A 23,172-nucleotide genomic window follows, 5' to 3' on the forward strand; every position below is an offset into this window, starting at 1 on the left:
ATAGGTTTCAAGTTGCAGCATGCGGTCCGTCCTCCAGCGCGGTCGCCGTCTTGAGCGTCGCCGGGCCGTTCCCAGGCGCGAACGTCCCCTCCGGGGGCAGCACACCTCGCGCGGGGGATGGTGTGGGCGCTCTGTTCTCAGGCCAGAGCCCCGACATCCACTCACCAATTTGCTCTGGCGTGGCCTGCGCGGTCGGCAGGCTGGGGCTCAGACGGCCTTGCGCGATGACGATCAGGCGGTCGCAGATCTCGAACAGCTCGTCCAATTCCTCGCTGACCACCAGCACCGCGCAGCCCGCGTCGCGCAAGGCCAGCAGCTCGGCACGGATCTGGGCCGCCGCGCCCACGTCCACGCCCCAGGTCGGTTGCGAGACGATGAGCAGCTTCGGGGCCGCGTCGATCTCGCGCCCGACGATGAATTTCTGCAAATTGCCGCCCGACAACGACTTGGCGGCCGCCCCTGCGCCGCCATGAGGCCCCCCCGCCTTCACCTTGAAGCGCGCAATCACCGAGGCGGCCTGGGCGCGCAGCGCGCCGTGACGCAACCAGCCGCCTCTGACGTGCTCGCGGCGGGTCAGCGGCAGGTTGTCCGCGAGGCTGAGCACGGGCACTGCGCCGCGCCCCAAGCGTTCTTCGGGCACGAAATGCAGGCCCAGCCCCCGCCGCTTGTCTGGCCCCAAGGCCCCGGCGGCGCGGCCGAAGATTTGAATGGCATCCGGCACGGCGCGGCGGTCTTCGCCTGACAGCGCGTACAGCAGCTCCTTCTGGCCATTGCCCGACACCCCCGCGATGCCCAGCACTTCGCCCGCGCGCAGCTCGAAGCCCACGCCGTCCAGGTCCACGCCGAACTGGTCCTCGCGCGGCAGGCTCAGGCCCTGCACACGCAGCACCACATCGCCCGCGGCACGCGCTGTGTGTTCGAGCGCGGGCGGTTCGGCGCCGATCATCAAACGGCTCAGGGAGGCATTGCTTTCCTGGCGCGGGTCGCATACCCCCGTGACCTTGCCGCCGCGCAGCACCGTGCAGGCGGTGCACAGGGCGCGGATTTCATGCAGCTTGTGGCTGATGTAGAGGATGCTGCAGCCCTGCGCCGACAGCTGGCGCAGCACGACGAAGAGGCGCTCCACGGCCTGGGGGGTGAGCACCGAGGTCGGCTCGTCCAGGATCAGCAGCTGCGGTTCGCCCAGCAGCGCGCGGATGATTTCCACCCGCTGCATCTCGCCCACCGAGAGCGTGTGCACCGGGCGCTGAGGGTCGATCTCGAGCCCATATTCGGCTGCCTTCTCGCGGATGCGCGCCGTCACCTCGGCCAAGGTCTGGTGCTTGTCCAAGCCGATCCACACGTTTTCAGCCACGCTCAGCGTGTCGAACAAGCTGAAATGCTGGAACACCATGCTGATGCCCAGGGCGCGCGCCTCCTGAGGATTGCGGATGCGCGCTGGCTGGCCGTTGTAGCGAACCTCGCCCTCGTCGGCCTGCACCGCGCCGTAGACGATCTTCATCAGCGTGGACTTGCCCGCGCCGTTCTCGCCCAGCAAGGCGTGGATTTCGCCGGGCTGCACGGTGAGAGAAACACCGTCGTTGGCCACCACGGCCGGGTAGCGCTTGGTGATGCCTAGGAGTTCAAGGCGGGGGGGCGGAGGCAGCGGCATGGCGTCGTTGAGAAGAGGCCTTAGCTTAAGCGATATCTGTGCCAATTCAGGCATGGGCGCAGGGTCACAGACGGGCTGCGCCAGGCCCGGGAAGGCTGGTATGGTACGAGGCTTGCATCCTGCTCATGCCATGAAACATCCCGTCCTGCAGTTCGTCCATCGTGGCGACATCGTCCACCTCAGCGACGTGCCTCCGAGCCGCACCTTGCTGGAAGTCCTGCGCGAAGACCTGCAGTGCACGGCTGTCAAGGAGGGCTGCGGCGAGGGTGATTGCGGCGCCTGCACGGTGGTGCTGGGTGAAGCCGAGGCAGGCCAGCTGCGCTACCGCGCCATCAACAGTTGCATCCGCCTGGCGCATTCGGTGCAGGGTCAGGCGATCTGGACCGCCGACGATTTGACGACCGGCATGGTGCCGGTGGCGCCCCCGAACCCATCCCATGTCGCAAAGGCTCCGGCAACTGGACAGGAACGCTCCAACTTGCACCCTTGCCAGCAGGCCATGGTGGACTGTCACGGCAGCCAGTGCGGTTTTTGCACGCCGGGTTTCGTGATGAGCCTGTTCGGCATGTACCAAGGCAAGGTGCTTCAGGGCGAGGCGATGGATCGGGCGACCGCCCAAGCCGATCTGTCGGGCAACCTCTGCCGCTGCACCGGCTACCGCCCCATCCTCGACGCGGCCGAGCACATGGCCGACTTGCCGCGCGTGCAGGTGGACGAAGCGGCGGTGTTGCGGCAGTTGCGCGCGATCCCGTCAGGCCACACAGAACCGGCGTCGAGCCCGAGCTACCTGGCCCCGACGACGATGGCCGAACTGCTGGCCGCGCGCGCCGCGTACCCCCAGGCGCAGATCGTCGCGGGCACGACGGACGTGGGCCTCTGGGTGACCAAGCAACACCGGCAGTTCGACCGGGTTCTGGACGTGACCCGCGCCGCCGAGCTGCGCCGCGTCGAACGCTATCCCCACCACATCGCCATCGGCGCGGCCGTGCCGCTGCAAGATGCCTACGCCGCGCTGGTGGCTGACCGGCCTCAACTGCGCAAGTTCGCCGAGCGCTTCGCGGGCCTGCCCGTGCGCAACTCGGGCACCCTGGGCGGCAACGTCGCCAACGGCTCGCCCATCGGCGACTCCATGCCCCTGCTGATCGCGCTCGGCGCCAGCCTCGTGTTGATGAGCGCGCGCAAGGGCCGCATCGTGTCGCGCGAACTGCCGCTGGAAAGTTTCTATACCGGCTACCGCAAGAACCAACTCGCAGCGGACGAGCTGCTGGCTTGGATCAAAGTGCCTTTGCCCCTCAGCACCGAGAAGCTCAGTGTCTACAAAGTTTCTAAGCGCCAGGACGACGACATTTCCGCCGTCTGCCTGGCCCTGAACCTGCAAGTGCAAGACGGCCTCATCACGCAAGCCCGCATCGGCGCGGGCGGCGTGGCGGCCACCCCCGCGCGCGCTTTCCGCACGGAGGCCGCTCTCGCAGGCCAGCCCTGGGCCCGCGCCAGCCTGGAACAGGCCGCCACCGTGCTGGCCCAGGAGTTCGCCCCCATCACCGACATGCGCGCCAGCGCCGAGTACCGGCGCGGCCTGCTGGCGCAACTGCCCCTGCGCTACTGGGCAGAGTTCGAGGGCAAGGAGCCCGTGCGCCTGGAGGACCTGTCATGAGCGCCAACGACACCGCGAAACTTCCACTCAGGGCCAAGGCCAGCGGCCAATCGCTGGCCCACGAGAGCGCGCGCCTGCAAGTGCAGGGCCTGGCACCCTACATTGACGACCTGCCCGAGCTGCGCGGCACGCTGCACGCAGCGCCCATCCTCTCCCCCATCGCGCACGGGCGTCTGCGCGGCATCGACGCCCAAGCCGCGCTGACCATGCCCGGCGTGGTCGACGTGGTGCTGGCGGCGGACATCCCTGGCGACCGGTACCTGGCAACCCCCGCGCATGACGAGCCCATCTTCGCCATCGACACCGTGCAGCATGTCGGCCAGGTCGTGGGCCTGGTGGTCGCCCGCACCGTGATGCAGGCGCGCCGCGCGGCGCGCGCCCTGCAGCAGCAGCTGAGCACGCGCATCGACGCACTGCCCGCCGTGCTGGACGCGCGCGCGGCGCATGCCGCACAAAGTTATGTGCTGCCCCCGGTGACCGTGCAGCGCGGCGCACCCGACGAAGCCCTGCCCCAGGCCGAACACCGCCTCAGCGGCAGCTTCGAAGTCGGTGGGCAAGAACATTTCTACCTCGAAGGCCAGATCGCCTACGCCCAGCCGCAAGAAGGCGAGCGCGGCCACCGGCAATGGCTGATCCACAGCAGCAGCCAGCACCCGGGCGAGGTGCAGCATTGGGTGGCGCATGCGCTCGGCCTGGACGGGCACGATGTGCAGGTGGTCTGCCGTCGCATGGGGGGTGGGTTCGGCGGCAAGGAAACCCAAGCCGGGCATCTCGCGGTCTGGGCCGCGCTGGCGGCTCGCAAGACGGGCGCACCCGTCAAGCTGCGCCTGGATCGCGACGACGACTTCATGGTCACCGGCAAGCGCCATCCCTTCGCCTACGACTACGAAGCGGGCTTCGACGGCACGGGCCGCTTGACGGCGCTCAAACTCACCATGCTGGTGAACTGCGGCTTCTCTGCCGACCTGTCCGGCCCCGTGGCCGACCGCGCCATCTTCCACAGCGACAACGCTTATTACCTGAGCGATGTGTGCATCCGCAGCTACCGCTGCAAGACGAACACGCAGAGCCACACGGCCTTCCGCGGTTTCGGCGGGCCGCAAGGCGTGATCGCCATCGAAACCATCCTGGGCGACATTGCGCGCCATTTGGGGCTGGACGCGCTGGACGTGCGGCTGCGCAATCTGTACAGCGACGAAGTCATCCCGCCGCGCAACGCGGCTGCGCCCGTGCAGCGCCGCGACACCACGCACTACCAAATGCGCGTGGAAGACAACATCTTGCAGCCTCTGATGGGTGAGCTGGAAAAGACCGCCCGCTACCGCGAGCGCCGCGCTGAAGTCGCCGCGTGGAACCGAACGCATGCGGTGATCAAGAAAGGGCTGGCCCTCACGCCGGTCAAGTTCGGCATCAGCTTCACCGCCACGCTCTTCAACCAAGCGGGCGCGCTGGTGCATGTCTACGCCGATGGCAGCGTGCTGGTCAACCACGGTGGCACCGAGATGGGCCAAGGCCTGCACACCAAGGTCGGGCAGATCGTGGCCGATGAACTGGGCGTGCCGAGCGACTGGGTTCGACTTTCCGCCAGCGACACAGCGCGCGTTCCCAACGCCAGCGCCACGGCGGCGTCCAGCGGCACCGACCTCAACGGCCGCGCCGCGCAGTTCGCGGCGCGCAGCGTGCGTGACAACCTGGCGGCCTTCGTCGCTGGCCTGGACCACTGCGGCGCGGGCGAGATCCGCTTCGCCCACGGTCAAGTCTTCGGGCCGGGACGGGACGGCCAACCCTCCACGCGCGATTTCCGCGACGTGGTCAAGGCCGCTTACGCCAACCGCATCCAGCTCTGGAGCGATGGTTTCTACCGCACGCCCAAGATCCATTACGACAAGACCACGCTGACGGGGCGCCCCTTTTATTACTTCGCCTACGGCGCGGCGTGCTGCGAGGTCGCCATCGACACGCACACCGGAGAGACGCGGGTGATGGCCGTGGACATCCTGCACGACGTGGGCCGCAGCATCAACCCGGCCATTGATCTGGGACAGGTGGAAGGGGGCTTCATCCAGGGCATGGGCTGGCTGACCAGCGAAGAGCTGGTATGGGACGGCCAAGGAAAACTCGCCACCCATGCCCCCAGCACCTACAAGATTCCGGCCACGGGTGACCTGCCGCCGCGCTGGCGGGTGGACTTCTGGCCCGAGGCCAACCGCGAGGACAACGTGCATGGCAGCAAGGCCGTGGGCGAACCACCCTTCATGCTGGCCATCAGCGTGTGGGAAGCGATCCGCGATGCGATCGCGGCGGCGCGGAATGCGTCAGATGGCGCCCCCATGGCCCAGTCGAACAGCGGCGCGATGCCTGCAAGCACAAACGCGCAAGTGCCCATCGACGCCCCCGCGACGCCCGAGCGCGTGTTCAGGGCACTGCGTGCCTGAGCGGCCTTTCTCGTCCCACCTCATCCCAGGGCTAACGCGAACGGGCACGAGGCGGACCTGGGACAAACACCCGATGGCACTCGTCAACTGCGCGACATCCAACGGTCAAATGCGGCGCGTACCATCGCGGACCCGCCTCGTTACCAGGAGCGTCCCATGCTATTCACACGCCATGCCGCGACCGCCGCGGCCCTCATGCTGGCCACGGCCCTGAGCCTGCTGGCTGGCTGCGCCATGCCGAGCGCCTCCTCTTCCATGACCGATTCCTCCGCGACCTACCCACCCATCGTCTTCGTGCCAGGCAACGGCGACAGCGCCGCGCTGTGGCTGACCACGCTCTGGCGCTTTGAATCCAATGGCTGGCCGCGCGAGCGCCTGCATGTCATCGAACTGCCCTACCCCCAGGCACGCGACAACGACGGCAAGGCGCAGCCAGGCCGCAGCGGCACCGCGGAACACATGGCCTACCTGAAGGGCGAGGTCGAACGGGTGCTGCGCGCCACGGGCGCCTCGCAGGTGGTGCTGATGGGCAATTCACGCGGCGGCTACGCGATCCGCAACTACATTCAGAACGGCGGCGGCGCGTCCACCGTCTCGCACGCCATCCTGGGCGGCACGCCCAACCACGGCGTGTGGGCCATCAAAGGTTACAACGAAGGCAGCGAGTTCTCGGGCACGGGCCCCTTTCTGAGCGGACTGAACACACCCAAGAACGCCAACGGTGACGAGGTCACGGGCCCGGTGCGCTGGATGACCGTGCGCAGCGACAACAACGACAAGTACGCGCAACCGGACGGGCTATGGATCGGCGCCAAGGGCACGCCGACGAACGTGGGCTACGACGGCCCCGAGCTCAAGGGCGCGCGCAACGTGGTCATCGCGGGCCTGGACCATCGCGAAACCTCGTTCGCGCCCACGGCGTTCGCGGCCGCCTTCCAGTTCTTGACCGGCAGGGCCCCCTCCGTGGACATCGTGCCCGAGGCGCGGGTGGTATTGGGCGGTACCGTCTCCGGTCTGGGCCTGAACCCCAACGATCCCGCCAGTGGTGACTTTGTGAACAACCTGCCGCTCGCGGGCGCCGAGCTCACCATCTACGAAACCGATGCAACCACGGGCCATCGTCTGGGCGCGCCGGTGTACTCGCGCAAGACCGGAGTCGACGGACGCTGGGGGCCATTCAGCCCCCGCGCAGGCGTGGCCCATGAGTTCGAACTCAAGGCCACGGGATACGCCACCACCCACTTCTACCGCAGCCCCTTCCCGCGCTCCAGCGGCATCGTCAACCTGCGCCCCGAACGCGTGACAGCCGCCGCCGACAAAGAGGCCCAGGCCCTGGTGATCTTCACGCGGCCGCGGGGTTACTTCGATGCCAAGCGCGACAGCGTGCGCTTCGATGGGCGGACGCCGCCGCCAGGCGTGCCGCCCGCGGGCGCGGGCGTGTCGAGCTCCCGCTTGCGCCTGGACAGCGCGGCCGACCGCGCGATCACGGCCGAGTTCAACGGTGAACGGCTGGCAGGCCGCGTCTGGCCCGCGGCAGCGGGCCATGTTTCGGTGCTGGAACTGACGTACTGAGACAGGGGCGTGCGCGGGTCAGGTCTCCAGGGTGGCGGGGACACCCGCTCACATGGCCTTGAACAAATGCGCGTAGAGCCGACTGACGGGCAGTTTTTCCGGCCGTGTCTTCAAAGCCAGGTACAGCTTGCCGGCCTCGTCACGCAGCACGCTCTCGATCGCGGTGGCGCGCACCACGGTGCCTCGGTGCACTTGCCAGAAAACAGCGGGGTCTAGCTGGGCAAGCAACTCCTTGAGCGGCGTGCGGATCAGCACCTCATTCGCCTCGGTCACGACGCGCAGGTACTTGTCGGCAGCCTCGAAATAGACCACGTCCTCCACCGGGACCAGGCGCAGGGTGTTGCCCACGCTGGCCTGGATCACCTTCAGCGGTGGCGGGGCCATGGAAGCCACCTCAGACGCGGCAACGTTCAGGGCAAGCAGGCTGCGCAGCTGCGCCAGCGTGCTGTCCATCGCGGGGGCGGCGCGGCGCGTCAGTAGCTCGCGCAGCTTCTCCACGGTTTTTTGCAGGCGCTCGGTCTGCACTGGCTTGAGGATGTAATCCACGGCCTGCGCCTCGAAGGCCTGCACGGCGTACTGGTCATACGCGGTGACGAACACCAGAGCGGGAAATGGCCGCTCGCGCGGCCAGGCGTCCGCCAAGTCGGCCGCGGCCTCCAAGCCGCTCAGTCCCGGCATGCGGATGTCGAAGAACAGCACATCGGGACGGTGCAACAGCGCCGCCTGAACAGCCGCCGCGCCATCCCCCACGGTGCTCACAATGGACAGCTCGGGCCAGGCTCGCGCCAGTTCGGCTTGGAGTGCTTGGGCCAGCAGGGGCTCGTCTTCGGCGATCAAGGCGGTCGGCGTGCTCATGGGTTCTCGTGCGGGTTCATGCACTCAGCGGCAAGGTGATGCGGGTGCGCGCGCCCGCGCCGGGTTCGCTCTCAAATTGATAGCTGGCTGCGTCACCGTACAGGGTGGCCAAGCGCTGGCGCACTTGCACGAGGCCAAAACCACCCGCGCCAGGGACGACGCCACCCGACCCAGTCACCGCCTGACCCACGCCACTGTCCGTGACTTCCAGCACCAGCAGGGCCCCCTCGTGACGCGCACGCACATCGATTCGGCCACCCTGCACCTGCGGCTCCAAGCCATGACGGATGCTGTTTTCCACGATGGGCTGCAGCAACAAGGGCGGCACGGGCTGCGTTGCAAGCTCAGGGGGCAGGACCAATTCGTAGGCCAGGCGCGGCCCCATGCGGATCGCCATCAGCGCCAGGTAGTCGCGCAGCCGGTCAAATTCGGTTTGCAGTGGGTGCGTGGTGGCACGTGATGCGTCCAGCGTCGCGCGCAGGTAGGCGATCATGTGGTCCAGCATCTGCTGCGCGCGAGGCGGGTCCAGCGCGATCAACGCGCGCAGATTGGCCAGGGTATTGAACAGCATGTGCGGCTCGAGTTGCGTTTCCAGCAGCTTCAAGCGCGCCTCGTCAGCGTGGCGCTGCGCCTCGTTCATCTTGCGCTCGAGGTGGCTGCGCCGCGCCGCGCTCAGGAAATAGTAGCTGCCGGCGATGCCCGCCAGCGCAGTGATCAGCACCGATTGACGCGCCTGCGCCACCGGGTCCGGCCGCGGTCCGACATGCAGCCCCAGCGTCCTGCAGAGCGTGTCACCCAGCGCCGTGCCGACGAAATAACCGATCGCGATGCCTGCCCCCATCAGCATCACGCCCTCCAGCCCCCGAGGCCAGCCTGTCTCCGCCGCCGAGGGCATCAGATGGCGCGGGAAATCGATGCAGGCCCAGGTGATGAGCCCGATGCACAAAGAGTAGACCAGCTGCACGCCATAGCCACGCTCGGGCAAAAAAGCGTATTGGATGGTCGCGATCGCCAGGCAGAAAGCCAGCACCTGCAACAGGTGCCGCAGTTTCGCGACAGGATCGATCCTCCTCATCGACCGGTACGCCGCAAGCGTTCGCGCTCACGCTCGATCAAACGCTCGCGCACTCCGCTGCCACCGCCCAGGACAAAAACCGCAATGCCATGCAGCACCACGCCCAGGCCCCACCCCAGCACCGGGTAGAGGCTCCAAGACCGGTGGCCCAGGCCCAAGGCTGAGAAGACAAAAAGAGCTCCGTTGAACAGCAGGTACACGCCCGCATGGACATACCAGCCCAGCTTGGCGCCCGCGCGGCGGCGGGCGAGTCGTTCGATTTGTTCGGGACTGAGAGGGGTGGACATCGGGGAGATTCTAGGTTTGAGGCACCAGGTTCTAGGGGAGCAGGTGCTGAGTCATGTAGTGAATGATGCGTTCATGCGCCAGGGGCACTTGGGCGCGGTCGAAGCCGGGCGGGTCAGCGAGCAGTCGCGCCACCTGTCCACTCAGGTCTGGGACTTGCGGGGAAATGAGGGAGCCATGCCCGGCCGTTGGCAAGTCCAGCACCAGGGTGCAAGAGGTGCAGGCTTGGCGTACCGGGTCCACGTGGTAGGCCGGCTTGAGCCAGGCGTCCTGGCCATTGCGCACCAGCCCCAGCGGCACGACGGGACGGGCCAGCGACGCCATGTCAAAGTCCGCGGCGAAGGGCACTTCGGCCACGATGGCCGCGATGCGCGGGTCGGTGTGCCCGTACCACTGTGTGTCGTCCAGCAAGAAGCCGATGAAGAAGCGCGCCACCGATTTCTTCATGCCGTCGGCCCAGTTGCCTTTCAACTCCAGTGTGAGTCCCACGCAGGCGGTGAAGTCATCGTCGATGTGGGCCTCGCAGTGCGCGCGCAATGCGGAAGGCGACCAACGCCCGCCTGCCAGCGCCAGCGCGGTGTGCCCGCCCGCGGACATGCCCCACATGCCGACACGATCCAGCCGCAGCTGTGGTGCGAGCTGCGGGTCGGCTCCCACCACGTCGATGGCGCGGGACACTTCGTGCGGACGCCGTTTCCAGGACGGGGGGCCAATCATGTGGTGGTCATGCCAGTTGTCGCCTTTGTGCTCGGGCAGCGCGACGACAAAACCCGCCCGGACCAGTCGGATCGCGAAGTCGCTGTAGATCCAGGGCGAACCGCCCGAGCCATGCGAGAGCACCACCAGCCGACCGTTGCCGCGCACCGGCGCAGCATCGGGAGCGACTTGCAAGGTGAATGACCCGCGCACTGTGGGCTGGGCCAGTGCATCGCTCGGGTAGAAGATCGTCACCGGACCATCGCCGGACAGACCGGGCAACTCACGCAGGCCCACTTGGGCTTGCGCCGCGATGGCCGTGAAGACGGCCAGGCAGGGCAGGAGACCTCGCACTCGGCGCCAGGATGAAAAACTCATGACGGTGTGCCTCCGCTTTGCTCCTGCAGCCGGCGGCGCTCGCGCTGCACCAGGCGCTCATGCACGCCGCTGGTGAGCACGAACACCACCAGGCCGTGGATCACGAGGCCCATGCCCCAGCCCACCGCCGGATAGATGGCCCATCCGCGCGGGCTCTGCGCCGACAAGATCATCAGCAGCAGGTTGACGGCGACATACACCGTGGCGTGGATGATCCAGCCCAGCTTGGCGCCAGCGCGGCGGCGGGCGCGGCGCTCAAGGTCGTTCGTTTCGGTGTCATGGGTTCGCATGGTGCGGCTCCTGGATGCGGGGAACTGTGGGGGTAGACGGTCGAATTCAGACGGTCATACGGCCAGACGTCATACGGCGAACGCACGACGGTTCGGCAGAGCGAGCTTCCAGAGCCGGGCGGCGCGGCCAAGGAAAAGACCGGTGAAAGCGCCGTACACGCCTGCGACGGTAAATGCGTAGGAGGATTCGTGCATCAATTGCGGGGCCATGACGAGGTCCACGCCAACGACATACTTCACCAGGAAAATCCCCAGCATGAGCAGCAAGGGAACCACGCTGCCAGGAATGGCGTAACTGCGGGTGGTCGCGTCGTAACGGGCCCGCGTTGGCAAACGCGCGACCCCGGCGAAAACGGCCAGAGTCACCACCATCCAGACAGCGAGGGCCTGGGTCAGCCAGCTTGAGGCGCGGAAGGCGGATACCGTGCCCCAGATGGAAAACGCCGTCATGGCCAAAGGCGTCAAGGAGACGCGGGTCAGGCTGGCCTGGCGGTCCTTCAGTTGGCTGACGCCCAGCACGGTCAGACCAGCGGCGACGCCCCAGACCCACGCTGGCGTGCCGTGGACAACGGATGGCAGGGCTTCGGGATGTTGAGCGATCAGTTGAATCAGCATGGTGTACTCCTGGGGTCGATGGCCGCACTGTGCAGCGCCCGTCCGAGGATGACCAGCGGTGTGTGACGAAACGCGGATTGCCCGGCGTGAAATGCCGTCCGCGCGGCGCGAAATGCTGCGCCTTTGATATTGCACAATGGTGCACATGCAAGAAAAAAGCATTCAGGGATGTGATTCAGGTTCAGGGGGGGAGACACCGGCCACTCGCCGGCACCGGTTGGTCCTTCCCGTCGTGCTACTGGCCACGTTGCTGGCCGGCTGCGCGGGCAGTTCCGTCTTCATCCCCTACCCCGCCACGGCCCAAACCTACCGGCAGGCCCTGGATACGGGTAAACCCGATAGCGCCGTCAAAGCCATCGGCAGCAAGACCCAAAGTGCCGACGGCATGCTCTATCTGCTGGAGCGTGCGCGCATTCAACAGCTTGAAGGCCGCACCGACGGCAGCAAGGCCGATTTCGACGCCGCGATCACGCGTTTCCAAGCCCAGGACGAGCGGGCCACCATTTCTGCCTCGGCCTTGGCCGCTTCTGGCCTGAGCCTCTACAGCAACGACAACGCAAGGCCTTACCAGGGCCGCACCTATGAGCGGGTGTTTGTCCACCAGTACCAAGCCCTGAATTACTTGGCCAAGGGCGATGTGCAAGGTGCGTTGGTGGAAGTGCGTCGGGCCAACCTGGTGCAGGTGGAAGCGCTGTCCAAGAAGGCAGATGCAGTGGACGAAGCGCGGGAAAAATCCGAACGCGACGCCCGGTCCAAGGGGCTGAACCCCGACAGCTACGACAAGTTCTTCAACGAGATGGACCTCGCGGCGGGCCGCGTCAAGTCCGGTTTCCAAAACGCGGCCACCTTCTACCTGTCAGCCCTGATCTACGAGGCCACGGGCCAAAACAACGACGCCTACATCGACTACCGCAAGGCCCTTGAGATCGCGCCCGACAACACCTACCTGCAAAAGGACGTGGTGCGCACGGGCCTGCGGTCCGGCATGGACGATGCGAAGAAGCTGGCTCAGCAACTGAAGCTGCCGACCACCTTGTCGGCGATCGCTCCGGCCGAGGGCGAAGGGGAATTGGTGGTTTACCTGGAAGAAGGGCTCGCGCCCGTCAAGCAGGCCATCAACATCCCGGTCTACACCATGACCACGACCAATTACGTGAGCTTTCCGGTGTACCGCTCGGTCCCCGCGCCGCAAGCCTACTCGTTGGCCGTGAACGGCGTCACGCATCCAACCACGCTGTTGACCGACACGCGTGCGCTGGCCGTGCGCACGCTCAAGGATGAGGTCTGGGATCTGCTGGTGCACTCTTTCCTGCGCCTGATCGCCAAGCAGGAATTGCAGCGCAACGTGACGCGCAACAGCCAGAAAAGCGACGAAGCGCTGCTGCTGGGCCTCGCCACGATGATCTTCACCGTCGCGACGGACCAAGCTGACCTGCGCTCTTGGCTCACCCTGCCCGGTAGCGCGCAGGTCATGCGTTTATCCCTCGCCGAGGGCGAGCACCAAATTGCCCTGCCTAACCGGCCGGGGCAGCCGCCGATCACGGTACAGATCCGCAAGGGCAAGCCCACCTTGCTGCACCTGACCGTTTTGCCGGGTAGTATCTACAGCCGGGTTTATCCTCTGTGATGGAGTTCCTCATGAAACAAGTACTGTCCTATCTGACCCCCAAGGGCGCGGCGCGCCTTGGCCTGCCCGTGCTGCTGAGCCTGGTGCTCGCTGCCTGCAGCTCGTCCTCCCTGATTGACTTCCGCGGTGGCGCGTTCGAGGACGACATCGAAGTCGAAAAGACCTCGCTCTCGCTGGTGGAAGGCGGTTTGCCGCAAGCCCGTGCCGTTCTCAAGAACGACACCAGCAAGGAACTCAAGTTCGAATACAAGTTTGTCTGGCTGGACACCGAAGGCGTGCCGCTGGACGAGACCGACCGTCCCTGGCGCCCCGCCAAGCTGGCTGGCAAGGACCGCATGACGGTCACCGGCACAGCCCCCTTTGACCGCGCCCGCCGTTTCCAGATCCAGATCCGTGAATCGCAGGAAATCAAGAAGTGAGACTTCCCATGAAACACAGCTTTAGCAACAGCTTCAAAACCTCGGCGTCCACGGCCCTGCTGGCCGCTGCCGCGCTGGGACTGCTCGGCCTGTCCGGCTGCGCCTCCAAGGTTCAGTACGGCGACGCCACCGGCGTGGAAACCGTGAACACCGAATTCGGCTCCAGCGATCTGCAAATGATCGCCGAGAAGATGGTGGACGATCTGCTCTCCTCGCCCGCGATGCGCGACATCGCGCCCAACGGTGAGCGTCCCATCCTCTTCATCGAGAGCATCAAGAACAAGACCGTCGAGCACATCGACACCGAGTCGATCACCGACACCATCTCGACCAAGCTGCTCAATTCCCGCCGCTTCCGCTTCGTGGACATGACACGCATGGACGCGGTGCAAAAGCAACTGGACTACCAGAAGAACAGTGGCTTGGTGGACGAGACCAAGGCCGCGCAGATGGGCCGCCAGCTGGGCGCGAAGTTCATGCTCTACGGCAACCTCGCTTCGATCACGAAGTCGGCCGGTTCGACCAAGGACGTCTACTACAAGTTCACGCTCAAGCTGTCCAACATCGAGAGCGGCATCGTGGAGTTCCAGAGCGAGAAGGAAATCCGCAAGACCCGCACGAAGAGCCTGTTCGGCGGTTGATCCGCTCCTGAGCGCGCGCCCGATCGCGGGGCGCGCTCAGCGCCTCCCTGGTCCTGGCAGCTGCAACAGCTGCGCGGCGACCGCGACCGCGATCACCTGAGGCTGCTTGCGGAATTCTCCCGCGATGCCGGGCACCCCAATCGGGCAAGTGACACGCGCGAAATCCTCCTCATCAAAGCCCCTGCCCGCCAGCCGGTGGCGAAAGGTGGCCCATTTGGTCTTGCTGCCAATCAACCCGATGTAGGGCAAATCGTCGTGCTGCCGAGCGCGCGTCAGGCAAGCAGCGAGGATGTCCAGGTCTTCCGCGTGGCTGAAGCTCATGATCAGCACGGCACTGCCTGGCGTCAGGTCTCGCACGGCGGCATGCACCGGTTCCGAATGCTCACAACGCAGGCGCTCGGCACGCGAGGTGATGTCGGCGGGAAAAATACCTTCCCGGCTGTCGATCCAGTGCAGGGCGAAAGGCAAGTCCGCGAGCAATCGGGCCAAAGCCTGGCCCACATGCCCCCCACCGAACAGCGCCACGGGCAAGGCGGACACGGCATCGGTGCGCGGCTCAGCGGCCAGCGCCTGCGCTGCGCTGGTGTCGAGCACCTCGTAGCGTAGCCAGACCACGCCACCACAGCACTGGCCCAGGCTGGGGCCCAGCGCCTTGCGCTGGTCCAGTTCGGAAGGCGGAACCTGGCCGTGCAGCAAGGCCTGGGCGTGGGCGATGGCCTCGAACTCCAGGTGCCCCCCGCCGATGGTGCCTGTCACTTGGGTGTTCATCGGCAAACCGTTTGCCACAGCCGCCGCGGACTCGCGCGCAGAGGCCACGACAGAGACAGGGACAGGCTCAACCAGCATCCAGGCGCCCACTTCGCGCGGCGCCGAACCCTCGGTGCGCACGATGCGCACCCGCACCGCGGCGCCCTTCAGAACGGCATCCATGGGTGGTGCCCGGTAGTCAGAGGCTTGGGCCTGCCTGAAGGACTGCAGCGCCCGTGGTCAAGCAGCAGGGACGGCATGACGATGGCATCCAGGCGCCCCGCCCAGGGCTCAGGGCGCGTCAGCGGCCCTTCTTGACTTCGCCCACCAGGTAATCGACCACCTGGAGCGAGCGTTCCATGCTGCGGGTCAGCGAGGCATCGGTGTAATAACGGCCGGCAACGCCCAGCGCGGGCACGCCATCCACCTGGTAGGCCGTGACCAGTTGATTGGCCCGCCCGACCTTGGCCGCGACACTGAAAGAGTTGTAGGCGTCGGTGAATTGCTTCTTGTCCACGCCTTGCGTCGCAAGCCAGTCGGCCATGCCGGCGGGGTCTTCCAGACGCTGGCGGTCGACATGCACGGCGCGGAACACCTTGGCATGCAGCTGGTTCAACTGGCCCAGGGCCTCCAGGGCGTAAAACAGCCGCTGACGGGTTTCCGGACGCGGGCCCACGAAGGCGACGGGCACGCGGCGCAGCACCACATCCTTGGGCAGGCGACGGCTCCACGCCTCCAGCGTGGGCTCGAAGGCATTGCAATGCGGGCAGTAATACGAGAAGAACTCAACCACCTCCACCTGACCCGCAGGCGTTTCCACCGGGGCGGGCTGCTTGAGCGGCAGGTAGTCACGGCCACTCTCGAAACCCGGGCCCTGGGCCGCGGCATTCAGTGGGAAAGCAGCGGGCAAGAGGGCGGCACTGCCCAGGCCGGCGGCGGTCAAGGCACGGTTGAATTCACGGCGTTGCATGGTGATCGGGACTCCTGGTCGCAGGGGGGTTGGCGGGATTGGGGCGCGTGGGCTGAGCGCGTGGATTGAGCGCGAGCCGGGCTCAGCGCTGGCCGCGCACCTGGGCGGTCTGCTGACCCGCCGCCTTGAGCTGGCTTTCGGCGCGGTCGGCATCTTCCTTGCGCTCGTAGGGACCGACACGCACGCGGTAAATCAGTCGACCCGAGGCATCCTCGGCGCGCAGGACACGCGCCTGCACACCCGACAAGGAGAGGCGTGCGCGCTGAGCTTCCGCGTCCTCGGGCTTGTAATAGGCGCCGACCTGAATGAAATAGGCCAGCGTGTTGGGGTTGGCCGCCTTGTTGTCTTCGCTGATCTTGGCTCGGGCCAAATCACCCAGCGGATCGGCCGACTTGGCGGGAGCCGTCACCGGCGCAGGCACGGGAGCCTCGGGTTCGGCGGGCGGCGGCGCGGGCCGGGTCTTGGTCGCCAGGGGCGCGTTGGGCTTCCAATCCTTGTTGCGCTCTTGCTCAGCCGCGTCTTGTTCCGGCGTGCGGTTCTGCCCCTTGTTCATGAAGGGCACGGGCGTCTTGGTCACGTAGAGCGCCACCAGCAGCGCCACGGCGAGGCCGACGACGACGCCGATGATGAAACCGAGGAGCGTGCTGCCGCGTTGCTTGTTCATATCGCAGGAATGGTTCGCAGAAAATTCAAAGAGGCATCGGAAGTGATGGGGGTGGGCCCTCCCATCGGGCCGCGCCGGCACTCACATCTTTTCGGGGGCACTCACGCCCAGCACGGCCAAGCCGTTGCGCAGCACTTGCGCGGTGGCGGCCACCAGGGCCAGGCGGGCGCGCTTGACGGCCTCGTCCTCCACCAGAATGCGCTCGGCATCATAGTAGCTGTGGTAACTGGCGGCGAGATCACGCAGGTAAAAAGCCACATCGTGCGGGGCGAAATCCTTGGCCGCCCCAGTCAGCATCTCCGGGTACTGAGCCAGCTTGAGCATCAGCGTGTGCGCGGCCGGCGTGTCCAGCGCGGCCAAATCGGCGTCGCGCAGGGTCACCGGATCGCCCCCGTCCTTCTCGCGCCAGGTCGCCAGCACGGAGCAGATGCGCGCGTGCGCGTACTGCACGTAATAGACGGGGTTGTCGTTGTTCTTCTGCACGGCGAGGTCGACATCGAAGGTGTACTCGGTGTCGGGCTTGCGACTGAGCAGGAAGAAGCGCACCGCATCCTTGCTGGTCCATTCGATCAGGTCGCGCAGCGTCACGTAGCTGCCCGCGCGCTTGCTGATCTTCACCTCTTCGCCACCACGCACCACGCGCACCATGGTGTGCAACACGTAGTCGGGGTAGCCCTGAGGAATGCCGACACCCGCCGCTTGCAAGCCCGCGCGCACGCGCGCGATGGTGCCGTGATGGTCCGTGCCCTGGATGTTGACGACCTTCTGGAAGCCTCGCTCCCACTTGCTGATGTGGTAGGCCACGTCCGGCACGAAGTAGGTGTAGCTGCCGTCGCCCTTGCGCATGACGCGGTCCTTGTCGTCGCCGTAGTCGGTGCTGCGCAGCCAGAGCGCGCCGTCTTGCTCGTAGGTCTTGCCCGCGGCGCGCAACTTCTCGACCGCCGCGTCGACGCGGCCACTGGTGTAGAGGCTGGACTCCAGGTAGTAGTTGTCGAAACGCAGGTTGAAGGCCTGCAAATCCAAGTCCTGCTCGTGGCGCAGGTAGGCCACCGCGAAGAGGCGCATGCCGTCCAGGTCGTCCACCTTGCCGCTCGCGGTGTAGCTGCGGTCATCGGCCTGCACGGTCTTGCCCGCCATGAAATCGGCCGCGATGTCGGCGATGTAGTCGCCGTTGTAGGCACTCTCGGGCCAACCCGCGTCGCCCGGCTTGAGGCCACGCGCGCGCGCCTGCACGCTCACCGCCAGAGTCTGGATCTGTACCCCCGCGTCGTTGTAATAGAACTCGCGGTAGACCTCCCAGCCCTGGGTGGCGTAGAGGTTGGAGATGGCGTCGCCCAGCGCGGCCTGGCGCCCGTGGCCCACGTGCAGCGGGCCCGTCGGGTTGGCGGAGACGAACTCCACCATCATGCGTTGGCCCTTTTCCAGGTGCGGCGTCTGGTAGCCGTAGCGCTCCCCCGCGCCCAGCACCTCGCGCACGATTTCCTGCTTGGCGGCGGGCTTGAGGCGGATGTTGATGAAACCCGGCCCGGCGATTTCCAAGGCCTCGACCCAGATCGAGAAGGCGGGCATGGCCAGCAGCGCGCGGCGCAGCTCCTCGGCGACCTGGCGCGGGGGCTGCTTGAGCGGCTTGGCGATCTGCATGGCCGCGGTGGTGGCGAGATCGCCGTGCTCGGCCAGCTTGGGGGATTCGAACGCGGCGCGGGCACCCGCGCCGGGCAGCAGCTGTTCCAGCACGATGGACAGGGTCTGGAGCAGCTCGTTTTTGACGGACAACATAGGGGGGTGATTCTACTGACCGGGCCCCACGCGACCAGGCCGCGCGCCACGCCTGTGCCCAACGCACACCCAACTTACGCTTTGACGCACAAGGGCACCAGGATCACGAAAGGGCACAAAATCAAAATCCGCCAACTCTTACGCCCAGGCACCAATTGCCTATGCTGCACAGCGGTTCTGAGCCCGTTCCCTCCCTGAGCGAGGTTCGAACCGCTTCTGTCCTTGACCTCCCCGCCGCGGCACTCCTCCCATTCCTCCTCCGGCCCGGCGGGGATTTTTTTGGGAGGCTTTTCCCGCTCAAACCAGCTTGCGCGCCGCTTGCTTGACGGCGGCGGTCAGCATCTGCGCCGAGGGCGACTCACGCGCCCAGTGCTGCCAGTACAGCGCCACGTCCACGGTCGCGTCGGGCAGCAGCTCCTCGAAGGCACCCTCCGCTTTGCCGCGCCGCGCCGCCAGGGTGTGCGCTGGCACCATGCCCCAGCCCAAACCCAGGGCAATGGCCGTGTCAAAGGCCTCCACCGACGGCGCGTAGTGGCGCGGGTAAGGGGGTTGGCGCAAGCCGAAATGCTGCTCCAGGTAGGTGTCTTGCAACGCGTCCTTGCGGTTGAAGATGATGGCGGGCTGGGCCAGCAGCTGGTGGATGGACAAGCGCCCCTGCCCGTCACGGCACTCGCGCGCCAGCGCCGGTGCGGCCACGCCGTGGTAGCGCAACACGCCCAATGGTTCGGACAGGCAACCGCGCAGGGGCTCAGCCAGGGTGGTGACGCAGCCGAGCACGTCCCCGCTCTTGAGGGCGTCGTGGGTGTGGTCCTGGTCGTCGATCACGATGTCGAGCAGCAGGCGCTGGCGCGCCAGCACCGGTGCCACCCCGGGCAGGAACCAGCTCGCCACCGAATCGGCGTTGATGGCCACCCCCAAGGTCTGCCAGGCGCGGCTGCCTGCGCCGCCATCCACGCTGCCCGCGCCCTGCAGATTGGCCAGCAGGTCCGCTTCCATGGCCCGCACCTGCTTCACATGGGCCAGCAAAGCCTGCCCAGCCGCCGTGGCGCGCACCGTCTTGCCGCGCACCAGCAGGCGGCGGCCCAGCTCGGCCTCCAGCGACTTGATGCGCAGGGAAATGGCCGCCAGGGTCAGGTGCAGGGCCTGGGCGGCAGGACCGAACCCACCGTGCTCGACCACGGCGGCGAGGGCATCCAGTTGTTTGGCGTCCAGCATGGCAATTCGGGGTGGAAGCAGCCCTCAGAAGCCGCATGAGGGACCGCTTCCATGGCGATGGTGTTCAGTGGATCGTGGCCTTAGATCGTGGGCAGTGCGAGAGGCAGCGCGGTCACAGCGTCCAGGTTCTCAAGACCTGGGGGCTGGGGGCTGGGGGCGGGCACGCTGCACGCTGCACGCTGCACGCTGCACGCTAAGCCACAATCGACAACGCTCAATTAATTCTTGAGTTTATCTAATTTAAGTTAAAAGGATTAAACAAAACAAGCGGCAGCGCCATACTGCAACCCTCGTGTCGTCGCTGGAGCCTGGTGCTTTGACTTAGCTTGGGTGCCAGCTTGTCCTTTTCAGGTGCTGTCATGTCTTTCGCCCTGCCTATTTCCCCTGCCTTCCTGTCTGGCATGGTGTTGAGCCTGTCTCTCATCATGGCCATCGGTCCGCAAAACGCGCACGTGCTGCGCATGGGTCTGCAGCGTCAGCATTTGGCGCTCACCGTCGCCGTCTGCGTGCTGGCTGACGTGGTGCTGATCGCGCTGGGCGTGGCAGGCCTGGCCCAGCTCGGCGGTTTGTCTGACAAGCTGCATGGCGCGCTGATCGGCGCGGGCGTGCTCTTCCTCGCGGTTTATGGCTGGCAAGCCCTGCGGCGGTTCCTGCGTCCGGCCCCGGTGAATCTGGAGGCGGCCGCCCTCCAGCCCCCCACCATGACGCGCCGCCAGGCGGTGCTGTCCGCGCTGGCTTTCTCGTGGCTCAACCCCCATGCCTGGCTGGACACTGCGGTGCTGATCGGCACCGCCTCGTTGGCCTACGGCCTGGACGGCGGCCCCGGCCGCGCCGTCTTCGGCCTGGGTGCCGCCACCGGCTCGCTGCTCTGGTTCGCTGGCCTGGGCCTGGCCCTGTTCTGGCTTGGCCGCCGGCTCAACTCGGTCGCGGTCTGGCGCGCCCTGGACGGCCTGGTCGCGCTGATGATGTGGGGCACGGCGCTCTGGCTGGTGACCAGCCTGTTCTGATGGCCTGAACTCTGACCGACCCGCACCCCAGCGGCAACGCGCCACCGCGCAAAGCTCCGGCCAGCTGCGCTGGGGCCGCGTTCGCGGCTTGAGCCCGACGCTCTCAAGGGCTTAGCGCCCCACGGGAAAAGCCGCATGCGCACAATGCCGCGCATGCGCCGCCGACTCCTCATCAGCTCCGCCTTGACCGCCGCTGCCAGCGTGGCCGTGCCCGCGCTGGCCTCCCCCGCGCGCACGCGCTTGCCCCGCATGACGGAAGGCCCGTTCTATCCGCCGCGCAGCTGGCGCGCCGACAGCACCCTCTGGCCAGACCAAGACGCCGACCTGACCACCGTGCGCCGCAAGGAGGGTGTGCTGCGTGCGCAAGGGGCCTGGCTGGGATTGGAAGCCCAGGTGCTGGACAGCGCGGGCCGCGCCATCGATGGCGCCGAGGTCGAGATCTGGCAGTGCGACGCTCAGGCCGCGTACCGCCACCCCAGCGTGCCCGCGACCGCGGGCCGCTTTGACCCCGGCTTCCAGGGCTATGGCGCCGCCGTCAGTGGCACGGGCGGCGAACTGCGCTTTCGCACCATCCGCCCCGTGGCCTACCCGGGCCGCACGCCCCACATTCACCTGAAGATCAGCCACGCCAGCTTCGGCACGTTGACGACCCAGCTTTTCGTCGCGGGCGATCCCGGCAACGCGGAAGACTTCCTCTGGCGCCAGCTTGACTCGGCCACCCAGCAGGCCGCGGCGCTGCGCTTGACGCCCGCACCGGCGCAGACCGATCTGCGCTGGATGGCGCGCCACGCGCTGGTGGTGCCCTCCTGAGCCGGTCAAAAACTTGGTGGAGGCCCGCCTCCATCGCGCGGCCTCGGATGGACGCAGCGCACAGGCTGGCGTCGCGGATCGCCAGGAACCGTGAGACCTCTCCCACAGCATCGCGCGCGGCGCCCCTTTGCGCTCTGGCGCCCCGTCATCTCAAAGCGCTAGACTCCCGCCCCGGGTATCCATCCCGGATGCCCCCAGCATCCATTCCTTGAGACAACAGACATCATGAAAAAACTGCTCTCCCTGCTCGCCCTCGGCCTGGCCCTGAGCTTGGGCACTGCCGCCCACGCCCAAGATGCCGCCGCCACTTGCGCGGCCCAGTCCGCTGAGAAGAAGCTGGCTGGCGCCGCCAAGACCAGCTTCGAGAAGAAGTGCGTGGCCGACCAGCAAGCCGCTGCGGAAGCCAATGCCAACGCGGTTTGCGAGAAGTCCGCCGCTGACAAGAAGCTGGCCGGCGCCGCCAAGACCAGCCACATCAAGAAGTGCGTGGCCGATCAACAAGCTGCCCCCGCCAAGAAGTAAGCACTCCGCTGCCTACCTCGACACAAGCCCCGGACGCGCAAGCGCCCGGGGCTTGTTTTTTTGCGCGCCATTCGCGCGGTCTGGATCAGCGGCGGGATTGCCAGAACGCAGGCTGGCCGTAGTGGTGCTTGAGAAAGTCCAGCCACAAGCGCAGGCGCAGCGGCAGGTGCTTGCGCTGCGGAAAGACGACGTAAATGCCATTGGGCGGCGCGGCGTAGTCCTCCAGCACGGGCACCAGGCGGCCCGCGCTCACGTCCTCCTCCACTTCCCAGGTGCTGCGCCAGGCGATGCCGTAACCGGCCAGGCACCAGTCGTGCAGCACCTGCCCGTCGGAGCAATCCAGCGGGCCTTGAGGGCGGTAATGGAAGAGTTCGCCATCGGCCAGGCCTGGCACCTCCGCGCTGGCAATTTCCTGTTCTAGCCCCTGGGCTGAAGGAGGAATGCCCGATCCCTCACCCGTTCCTTCTGTTTGCAGCCCTTGGGCTTTGCGTGGCATGCGGAAAGCCCAGCCCCGCGTCTGCGACGCCTCGCTGGACAGCACCAGGCAATCGAAACGCGCCAGATCCTGCGGGGTCTGCGGTGAGCCGTGACGCTTCAGGTACTCGGGCGTGGCCACACAGAGGCGCCGGTTGTCGGCCAGGCGCACGCTGACCAGGGACGAATCCGGCAGGTCCCCCACGCGCACCGCGCAGTCGTAACCCTCGCGCGCCATGTCCACCACGCGGTCGCTGAGGTTGAGCGAGATCGTCACGTCGTTGTGCAGCGCGCGAAAGCGCGGCACCAGGGGCGCCACGTGGCGGCGCCCGAACCCCGCGGGTGCCGTGACGCGCAAATGGCCGCTGGCTTTGACCCCGCCCGCCGAAACTCCGGCCTCGGCATTGGCGATGTCGGCCAGCAAGCGTTGGCAATCCTCCAGAAATGCGCTGCCCTCGTGCGTGAGCGACAAGCGCCGCGTGGTGCGCAGCAGCAGCTTGACGCCCAGGCGTTCTTCCAGCGCGTCCAAGCGCCGCCCCATGATGGCCGGGGCCACGCCCTCGGCCCGCGCCGCCGCCGTCAGGCTGCCGCGCGTGGCCACCGCGACGAAAGATTCCATCTGTTTGAGTTTGTCCATGTCGCCTCGCCTTTGCCGGGGTTTCGCCTTGATTCAATACTTTTTGTTCCGAATATCGAGATTATTTATTGATTAATGGATTACCAAGTATCAAATACAGTTCGTCATCCACAAAAACAGGCGCACCTCCCGCGCTGCGCCCTGTTCAACCCTTCCT

General features: G+C 66.7%; 22 protein-coding genes. 9 read left to right on the top strand and 13 right to left on the bottom strand.

Annotation, left to right across the window (positions count from 1 at the left end; all coding sequences use genetic code 11):
- Positions 1–7: 7 nt before the first annotated feature.
- Positions 8–1,651: an ABC transporter ATP-binding protein gene (locus ACLBKS_RS08670; protein WP_410192408.1), complete on the bottom strand. Its 1,644-nt coding sequence runs from the start codon at positions 1,649–1,651 to the stop codon at positions 8–10.
- Positions 1,652–1,781: 130 nt separating this feature from the next.
- On the opposite strand from ACLBKS_RS08670, the gene xdhA reads away from it, so the two are divergent.
- The 3 genes from xdhA to ACLBKS_RS08685 all read left to right on the top strand — a co-directional run bounded on the left by xdhA (position 1,782) and on the right by ACLBKS_RS08685 (position 7,312).
- Positions 1,782–3,305 (top strand): xanthine dehydrogenase small subunit, encoded by a 1,524-nt coding sequence (xdhA, locus tag ACLBKS_RS08675; RefSeq protein ID WP_410192409.1) that lies wholly within the window; start codon positions 1,782–1,784, stop codon positions 3,303–3,305.
- Positions 3,302–5,740 (top strand): xanthine dehydrogenase molybdopterin binding subunit, encoded by a 2,439-nt coding sequence (xdhB, locus tag ACLBKS_RS08680; RefSeq protein ID WP_410192410.1) that lies wholly within the window; start codon positions 3,302–3,304, stop codon positions 5,738–5,740. Before xdhA ends, xdhB begins: the two co-directional genes overlap by 4 nt.
- A 156-nt stretch (positions 5,741–5,896) precedes the next feature.
- Positions 5,897–7,312: a twin-arginine translocation pathway signal gene (locus ACLBKS_RS08685; protein WP_410192411.1), complete on the top strand. Its 1,416-nt coding sequence runs from the start codon at positions 5,897–5,899 to the stop codon at positions 7,310–7,312.
- Between the two features lie 48 nt (positions 7,313–7,360).
- Here ACLBKS_RS08685 and ACLBKS_RS08690 read toward each other — a convergent pair whose 3' ends face one another.
- The 6 genes from ACLBKS_RS08690 to ACLBKS_RS08715 form a co-directional block, all read right to left on the bottom strand.
- Entirely contained in the window at positions 7,361–8,167 is an 807-nt protein-coding gene (locus ACLBKS_RS08690) for a LytR/AlgR family response regulator transcription factor (RefSeq protein ID WP_410192412.1), read from the bottom strand.
- A gap of 16 nt (positions 8,168–8,183) precedes the next feature.
- On the bottom strand, positions 8,184–9,242 hold the full coding sequence (locus tag ACLBKS_RS08695; protein ID WP_410192413.1) for a sensor histidine kinase: 1,059 nt from the start codon (positions 9,240–9,242) through the stop codon (positions 8,184–8,186).
- The gene (locus ACLBKS_RS08700; protein WP_410192414.1) at positions 9,239–9,529 is read right to left on the bottom strand and encodes a 2TM domain-containing protein; all 291 of its coding nucleotides are present in this window, start codon (positions 9,527–9,529) and stop codon (positions 9,239–9,241) included. Before ACLBKS_RS08700 ends, ACLBKS_RS08695 begins: the two co-directional genes overlap by 4 nt.
- A 31-nt stretch (positions 9,530–9,560) precedes the next feature.
- Positions 9,561–10,601, bottom strand: a complete 1,041-nt coding sequence (locus ACLBKS_RS08705; RefSeq protein WP_410192415.1) for an alpha/beta hydrolase family protein — start codon at positions 10,599–10,601, stop codon at positions 9,561–9,563.
- Positions 10,598–10,891 (bottom strand): 2TM domain-containing protein, encoded by a 294-nt coding sequence (locus tag ACLBKS_RS08710; protein ID WP_410192416.1) that lies wholly within the window; start codon positions 10,889–10,891, stop codon positions 10,598–10,600. The genes ACLBKS_RS08705 and ACLBKS_RS08710 overlap by 4 nt, the downstream gene beginning before the upstream one ends.
- Positions 10,892–10,960: 69 nt before the next feature.
- Positions 10,961–11,506, bottom strand: coding sequence for a DUF6622 family protein (locus tag ACLBKS_RS08715; protein WP_410192417.1), 546 nt, complete (start codon positions 11,504–11,506; stop codon positions 10,961–10,963).
- 232 nt (positions 11,507–11,738) lie between these two features.
- Between ACLBKS_RS08715 and ACLBKS_RS08720 the strand changes: the two genes are divergently transcribed.
- Genes ACLBKS_RS08720 through lpoB form a run of 3 tightly spaced genes read left to right on the top strand, consistent with a single transcriptional unit; the run spans position 11,739 to position 14,193 of the window.
- Positions 11,739–13,133 (top strand): COG3014 family protein, encoded by a 1,395-nt coding sequence (locus ACLBKS_RS08720; protein ID WP_410192418.1) that lies wholly within the window; start codon positions 11,739–11,741, stop codon positions 13,131–13,133.
- A gap of 11 nt (positions 13,134–13,144) precedes the next feature.
- Positions 13,145–13,552 carry a DUF1425 domain-containing protein gene (locus ACLBKS_RS08725; protein WP_410192419.1) on the top strand — a complete coding sequence of 136 codons (408 nt, stop codon included), beginning with the start codon at positions 13,145–13,147 and terminating at the stop codon, positions 13,550–13,552.
- A gap of 8 nt (positions 13,553–13,560) precedes the next feature.
- Positions 13,561–14,193 (top strand): penicillin-binding protein activator LpoB, encoded by a 633-nt coding sequence (lpoB, locus tag ACLBKS_RS08730; protein ID WP_410192420.1) that lies wholly within the window; start codon positions 13,561–13,563, stop codon positions 14,191–14,193.
- 36 nt (positions 14,194–14,229) lie between these two features.
- On the opposite strand, the gene xdhC is transcribed toward lpoB, so the two are convergent.
- The 5 genes from xdhC to argP form a co-directional block, all read right to left on the bottom strand.
- Positions 14,230–15,123 (bottom strand): xanthine dehydrogenase accessory protein XdhC, encoded by an 894-nt coding sequence (xdhC, locus tag ACLBKS_RS08735; protein WP_410192421.1) that lies wholly within the window; start codon positions 15,121–15,123, stop codon positions 14,230–14,232.
- 118 nt (positions 15,124–15,241) lie between these two features.
- On the bottom strand, positions 15,242–15,910 hold the full coding sequence (locus tag ACLBKS_RS08740; protein WP_410192422.1) for a thiol:disulfide interchange protein DsbA/DsbL: 669 nt from the start codon (positions 15,908–15,910) through the stop codon (positions 15,242–15,244).
- 82 nt (positions 15,911–15,992) lie between these two features.
- Positions 15,993–16,574 carry an SPOR domain-containing protein gene (locus tag ACLBKS_RS08745; RefSeq protein WP_410192423.1) on the bottom strand — a complete coding sequence of 194 codons (582 nt, stop codon included), beginning with the start codon at positions 16,572–16,574 and terminating at the stop codon, positions 15,993–15,995.
- Positions 16,575–16,655: 81 nt separating this feature from the next.
- Positions 16,656–18,350, bottom strand: a complete 1,695-nt coding sequence (gene argS / locus ACLBKS_RS08750) for an arginine--tRNA ligase (protein ID WP_410192424.1) — start codon at positions 18,348–18,350, stop codon at positions 16,656–16,658.
- A gap of 297 nt (positions 18,351–18,647) precedes the next feature.
- Positions 18,648–19,565, bottom strand: coding sequence for an HTH-type transcriptional regulator ArgP (argP, locus tag ACLBKS_RS08755; RefSeq protein WP_410192425.1), 918 nt, complete (start codon positions 19,563–19,565; stop codon positions 18,648–18,650).
- A gap of 359 nt (positions 19,566–19,924) precedes the next feature.
- Between argP and ACLBKS_RS08760 the strand changes: the two genes are divergently transcribed.
- The 3 genes from ACLBKS_RS08760 (at position 19,925) to ACLBKS_RS08770 (ending at position 21,904) form a co-directional block, all read left to right on the top strand.
- Positions 19,925–20,572, top strand: a complete 648-nt coding sequence (locus ACLBKS_RS08760; protein ID WP_410192426.1) for a LysE/ArgO family amino acid transporter — start codon at positions 19,925–19,927, stop codon at positions 20,570–20,572.
- Positions 20,573–20,725: 153 nt separating this feature from the next.
- Positions 20,726–21,382, top strand: a complete 657-nt coding sequence (locus ACLBKS_RS08765; protein WP_410192427.1) for an intradiol ring-cleavage dioxygenase — start codon at positions 20,726–20,728, stop codon at positions 21,380–21,382.
- Positions 21,383–21,607: 225 nt separating this feature from the next.
- A complete protein-coding gene (locus tag ACLBKS_RS08770) occupies positions 21,608–21,904 on the top strand; it encodes a hypothetical protein (RefSeq protein ID WP_410192428.1) in 297 nt (98 codons plus the stop codon).
- A gap of 85 nt (positions 21,905–21,989) precedes the next feature.
- Here ACLBKS_RS08770 and ACLBKS_RS08775 read toward each other — a convergent pair whose 3' ends face one another.
- Positions 21,990–23,015 carry a LysR family transcriptional regulator gene (locus tag ACLBKS_RS08775; RefSeq protein WP_410192429.1) on the bottom strand — a complete coding sequence of 342 codons (1,026 nt, stop codon included), beginning with the start codon at positions 23,013–23,015 and terminating at the stop codon, positions 21,990–21,992.
- Positions 23,016–23,172 lie beyond the last annotated feature (157 nt).

This window comes from Hylemonella sp. W303a, from assembly GCF_046452315.1.
GTDB lineage: Bacteria > Pseudomonadota > Gammaproteobacteria > Burkholderiales > Burkholderiaceae_C > Hylemonella.